This is a genomic window from Variovorax sp. P4_D9 (assembly GCF_056401695.1).
Window position 1 is genome coordinate 1 of record NZ_JBFUIU010000606.1, and the last position, 5490, is coordinate 5490.

Below are 5490 nucleotides of genomic sequence, written 5' to 3' on the forward strand. Positions count from 1 at the left end.
GTGCTGGCTGGCAAACAGCGCCTCGGCAGTCCAGCTGCGCTCGGGCCAGCGGCGCCGGACCAGTTGGATCAGCGCGTTGGGTGCGCCCAGCGCCTTGAAGCTGCCGAGGCTGGAGCGCCTCGACTCGTCCTTGACCGTGACCGTTGCGAGCTCGAGCGCCGCGGCCAGTCCCGGCAGCGACCAGGCCGGCGTGGGATGGCCGGCCAGCCGGCTCCAGGTCGACAGCCGCGCGCGGCTCTCGCGGCCGGCGGCCAGGCTCAGGATGGGCCGAAGCTCGGCGTCGTAGCGGCGGCGGCTGGCGTGGGTGTTGGCAAGGAGCATGTCAGCGGGCAGAAGCGGGACCTTGGGGAAGGCGGACGCGGGCCAGTTCGGCGAAGTAGCGGGCGCCGACCGGGACGATGCGATCGTTGAAGTCGTAGCTGGCGTTGTGCAGCGGGGTGGCGCCGGGACCCTCGCCATCTCCGTTGCCGATGAAGACGAAGGCGCCCGGCACGGCCTCGAGGAAGCCGCCGAAGTCCTCCGAGATCATCATCGGCGGCACGTCCGGATCGACGTTGGCGTCGCCGACGACGCGCCTGGCAGCCTGGACGGCGAACGGCACGCACTGGGGCCAGTTCACCGTCGGCGCGAACTCGTGGGTGTAGTCGACGACGCAGCGGGCGCCGTGGGCGCGGCAGATGCCCTCGCAAATTTCTCGCAGGCGCTGCTCCAGCAGTGCATGCACCTCCGGGACGTCGCTGCGGGTGTCACCCTTGATGACCACCTCGGTCGGAATCGCGTTGCGGATGCCGTCGGTCAGGAGCTCGGTGCAGGACAGCACGGCGGAGTGCCGCGGGTCGATCGAGCGGGCCACGATCGTCTGCAGCGCCAGCACGATCTCGGCGCCGATGACCAGCGGGTCGATGGCCATGTGCGGTCGCGCCGCGTGTCCGCCACGGCCCGTGATCCGGATGACGAAGTTGTCTTCGCTGGCCATGATCCCGCCCACGCGGGTCGCGATGTGCCCGGCCGGCATGCCGGGGATGTTGTGGGCGCCGTAGATCTCGTCCATCGGGAAACGCGCCAGCAGGCCGTCGGCCAGCATCGCGGCGGCACCGCGTCCGTGCTCCTCCGCAGGCTGGAAGACGAAGCGGACCGTGCCGTCAAAGTCGCGGCGGCTGGCCAGCAATTGCGCGGCGCCCAGCAGCATCGCCATGTGGCCGTCATGGCCACAGGCGTGCATGCAGCCTGGATTGGCCGACGCGTACGGCCGGCCGTCGGCGATTTCCGCCAACGCGAGGGCGTCCATGTCCGCGCGCAGGCCGATCACGCCCTCGCCGGAGCCCACGCTGAGATTGGCAACCACGCCGGTGCCGCCGATGCCCCGGTGGACCTCGAGGCCCAGCATGGCCAGGATCTGCGCCACGCGGTCCGAGGTGCGCTGCTCGTTGAAGCCGGTCTCGGGAAAACGGTGGAAGTCATGGCGCCAACGCACCCAGCCTGCTTCCAGGCCTGCTTCGGTCCCTGTTCCAGTCGCGCCGTCCATGCCGTCGATCTCCTTGTGAGTGATGAGGAATTGTTGGTGCAATATGGCGGGTCGTTTCACCACCGATTCGGCAGATGGTGGCGTATTTGTCTCATCAAGATCAAGAAGCCTGATCGAATGTCTCGAACACTTGGCAAGAACAGTCTCCCAGTCGCCCTGGACGGCCTCGACACGCTATTGCTGGATCTCCTCCAGCGCGACGCGTCGCTGCCGCTTCGCGCCTTGGCGGACAAGGCGGGCACTTCGCCGGCCACGTGCCAGCGGCGGATTGCACAGATGCGCGAGTCGGGCGTGCTGGTCAAGCAGGTCGCCATCGTCGACCGCCAACGGGTCGGCCGGCCGCTCACGGTGTTCGTCTCGGTCGAGCTGGACAAGCAGAACGCCGCGCTCCTGAAGCAGTTCGAGCAGCGGATGGCCGCCGAAGAGGACGTGATGGCCTGCTACGAGGTCTCCGGCGAGTTCGACTTCCTTATCATCGTCAACGCGGAGTCGATGGCGCAGTACCACGCCTTCACGCGCGAGGTCTTCTCGTCCAACCACAACGTGCGCAACTTCAAGAGCACATTCGCAATGAACTGTTCGAAGTTCGAGACCCGCGTGCCGTTGCCGATACCGGCCCGGGAGTAGTTGCGCGTCGAAAGGCGTGGAGCCTGCAGACCGGGCCGAGCAGCGTGGCGCCGCCTAGAGTGCCAACACGTCGCGCATGCTGCAACCCTTCTCCAGCCACTGTGCGAACTCGTCCGCCAGCTGCCGCGAGGCCTCGGCCGCGGTGCTCCAGGCCCTGATGCGCCCTTGCAGGTCGTTGCCATAGCGCAGGAAGTCGTTGCGATCCGGCAGCTTGCCGTTGGGCAGGCTCCGCACCCAGTCCGGGGCCGGCGCCAGCAGCACCATGCGATCGAGGAATCCGGTCGGTTTGTGGCGCCACTCGAGGCCCTTGTCGAACCAACCCGGCACCACGGCCTGCTGGAAATGCGGGTAGAGCACGAGGCCATCGGAGCGGCCGTAGTCCAGGTGCAGGTGGTAGTCGGTGATGCCGCCGTCCCAGTAGGCGCCTGCCGGCGCACCGGGAATGTCGTGCACCGCCTCGAGCGTGAACGGGATCGAGCAGGAGGCCTGCAGCGCCAGCTCGAAATTGGCCTTGACCAGGTCCACCTGCCGGGTGCGGAAATCGCGCGTGCCGAAGGGAAGCGCCGCGCCGGGAGTTGAGAACACCACGCGCTCCAGCCACGCGCCCAGGCTCTTGCGGTGGACGCTGTTGGTGAGGAAGGCGCCCAGGTAGCCGACCGGCGTGCGTGCCGGGCCCTCGCGCCCGAGGATGTGCTGGCCGCGCGCCGTGATGACATGCAGGCGGTAGCGCGCATGCCCGAGCACTTCCGCCGTCCGGCCGCCATAGAAGCTGCGAAGTCCCTCGCCGAACTGCGCGCTGACCTGCCGGGCGCTCAGCCGCTTCTGGCCCGGCGGCACTTCGAAATGCTGGTGGATGTAGCCGTGTTCGAACTGTTCGAAGGCGGTCTTGGTGTCGCCCAGGCAGGCGTTCGCCAGCCGCCAGGCGCCGATCGAGGCGCCGACCAGGTCGATCGGCTGCGAGGCCTGCGGCAGCCAGTCGCCGAACAGGAAGCGATCGAGCGGACCGAGCACCAGCCCCTTGGGCCCGCCGGCCGCGCCCGGGACGGTGCGCACGTCCTGCGGGCCCAGGCCGTGGGCGGCGATGTGGTTGCGGGCGGCCGGTCCCGCGTAGATGCGAAGCGCCTTCATGCGCGATCCATCGGAAGGAATCGTGCCCTTGCGCCCGCGGCCGCCACTTACTTGCGCAGCCCTTGCAACTTGGCGAAGGCCGAGGCCATCTGGCCGGCCGGCTGCGGCGCGTTGTCGCGCCGTGGACCCTGCTGTCCGCGCCCTGCCCCTTCGAAGCGGTTGTCGCGCGGGCCATCGCGGCGTGCCGGCGCGGCGTCGAGCTTCATCGACAGGCCGATGCGCTTGCGCGCCACGTCGACCTCCATCACCTTGACCTTGACGATGTCGCCGGTCTTCACGACCTCGCGCGCATCGTTGACGAACTTGTGCGAGAGCTGGCTCACGTGCACCAGGCCGTCCTGGTGCACGCCGAGGTCGACGAAGGCGCCGAACTGCGCCACGTTGCTCACAGTGCCCTCGAGCACCATGCCTTCGACCAGGTCCTTGATGTCGTCGACGCCGTCGTTGAAGCGCGCCACCTTGAAGTCCGGGCGCGGGTCGCGGCCGGGCTTCTCGAGTTCGCCGAGGATGTCCTTGACCGTGATGACGCCGAACTTCTCGTTCGCGAACAGCTCGGGCTTCAGGGTCTTGAGCATCTCGGCGCGGCCCATCAGCTCGGCAACCGGCTTGCCGGTCTTCTCGATCATCTGCTCGACCACCGGGTAGGTTTCCGGGTGCACGCCGGTCATGTCGAGCGGGTTGCTGCCGCCGCGGATGCGCAGGAAGCCCGCGCTCTGCTCGAAGGTCTTGGCACCGAAGCCGCTGACGTCCAGCAGCTGCTGGCGGCTGGCGAAGGCGCCATTGGCCTCGCGCCAGCGCACCACCGCCTTGGCGACGCTGGCCGACAGGCCCGAGACCCGCGACAGCAGCGGCACGCTGGCGGTGTTGAGGTCGACGCCGACCGAGTTCACGCAGTCTTCGACCACGGCATGCAGCGTGCGCGCCAGTTCACCCTGGTTCACGTCGTGCTGGTACTGGCCGACGCCAATCGACTTCGGATCGATCTTCACGAGTTCCGCCAGCGGGTCCTGCAGGCGCCGCGCGATGCTGGCCGCGCCGCGCAGGCTGACGTCGACATCGGGCATTTCCTGCGAGGCGAACTCGCTGGCCGAATACACCGAGGCGCCGGCCTCGCTGACCACCACCTTGTCGACGTTGACGTCCGGCGCGCCGGCCTGTGCCGTCATCTTGGCCAGCAACTTGATCAGGTCGGCGGCCAGCTTGTCGGTCTCGCGGCTGGCCGTGCCGTTGCCGATCGCGATCAGGTTTACGCCATGCTTGGCGCACAGCTTGCCGAGCGTATGCAGCGAGCCTTCCCAGTCCTTGCGCGGCTCGTGCGGGAAAACGGTCGCGGTCTCGACCAGCTTGCCGGTCGAATCGACCACCGCCACCTTGACGCCGGTGCGGATGCCCGGGTCCAGTCCCATCACCACGCGCGGGCCGGCTGGCGCGGCCAGCAGCAGGTCGCGCAGGTTGTCGGCGAAGACCTTGATCGCGACCTTCTCGGCCTCCTCGCGCAGCCGCGTGAACAGGTCGCGCTCGGTCGACAGCGACAGCTTGACTCGCCATGTCCAGGACACGCACTTGCGGATCAGGTCGTCGGCGGCGCGGCCGGCGTGGCTCCAGCCCAGGTGCAATGCGATCTTGCCTTCGGCGATCGAGGGCTTGCCAGGCTCGGGCTCGACCGGCAGCACCAGCTTGGCGTCGAGGATTTCCAGCGCCCGGCCGCGGAACACGGCCAGCGCGCGGTGCGACGGCACGCGGCCGATCGGCTCGTCGTAGTCGAAGTAGTCGCGGAACTTGGCGACGTCGGCATTGTTCTCGTCCTTGCCCGCCATCAGGCTGGACTTGAGCAAACCCTCGGCCCAGAGCCATTCGCGCAGCCGCTGCACCAGCGGCGCGTCCTCGGCCCAGCGCTCCGACAGGATGTCGCGCACGCCATCGAGCACCGCCGGGATGGTCGAGAAATCGGGGCCGGGCTTGCCGTCGTCCAGCGTCGCGGCGGGCTGCAGGAAGGCTTTCGCCTCGACCGCCGGATCCAGCGTCGGATCGGCCAGCAGCTTGTCGGCCAGCGGCTCGATGCCGAACTCGCGCGCGATCTGGCCCTTGGTGCGGCGCTTCTGCTTGAAGGGAAGGTAGAGGTCTTCGAGTTCCTGCTTGGTCGGTGCGGCGTCGATCGCGGCACGCAGCTCGGGGCTCAGCTTGCCCTGCTCGTCGATGCTCTTCAACAC

The 5490-nt window shown here is 68.6% G+C and carries 4 protein-coding genes and 1 pseudogene; 1 reads left to right on the forward strand and 4 read right to left on the reverse strand.

The features are described 5' to 3' along the window. Positions 1 to 321 (reverse strand): annotated as a pseudogene (locus AC1DY5_RS40275) (diaminopropionate ammonia-lyase); the annotation flags it as partial. Position 322: 1 nt separating this feature from the next. After that, positions 323 to 1525 (reverse strand): M20 aminoacylase family protein, encoded by a 1203-nt coding sequence (locus AC1DY5_RS40280; protein ID WP_478120043.1) that lies wholly within the window; start codon positions 1523 to 1525, stop codon positions 323 to 325. 117 nt (positions 1526 to 1642) lie between these two features. Here AC1DY5_RS40280 and AC1DY5_RS40285 point away from each other — a divergent pair, with 117 nt between their 5' ends. Next, entirely contained in the window at positions 1643 to 2152 is a 510-nt protein-coding gene (locus tag AC1DY5_RS40285; protein WP_478120044.1) for an Lrp/AsnC family transcriptional regulator, read from the forward strand. A gap of 54 nt (positions 2153 to 2206) precedes the next feature. Here the strand turns inward: AC1DY5_RS40285 and AC1DY5_RS40290 are convergent, their stop codons facing one another. After that, positions 2207 to 3280: a patatin-like phospholipase domain-containing protein gene (locus AC1DY5_RS40290; protein WP_478120045.1), complete on the reverse strand. Its 1074-nt coding sequence runs from the start codon at positions 3278 to 3280 to the stop codon at positions 2207 to 2209. 47 nt (positions 3281 to 3327) lie between these two features. Beyond that, the coding region (locus tag AC1DY5_RS40295) for a Tex family protein (protein ID WP_478120046.1) at positions 3328 to 5490 on the reverse strand (2163 nt) is incomplete at its 5' end.

Excerpts from the sequence above, each read along its gene's own strand:
- AC1DY5_RS40285 (WP_478120044.1), top strand. The coding sequence starts at position 1,643 with ATGTCTCGAACACTTGGCAAGAACAGTCTCCCAGTCGCCCTGGACGGC.
- AC1DY5_RS40290 (WP_478120045.1), bottom strand. The coding sequence starts at position 3,280 with ATGAAGGCGCTTCGCATCTACGCGGGACCGGCCGCCCGCAACCACATC.
- AC1DY5_RS40280 (WP_478120043.1), bottom strand. The coding sequence starts at position 1,525 with ATGGACGGCGCGACTGGAACAGGGACCGAAGCAGGCCTGGAAGCAGGC.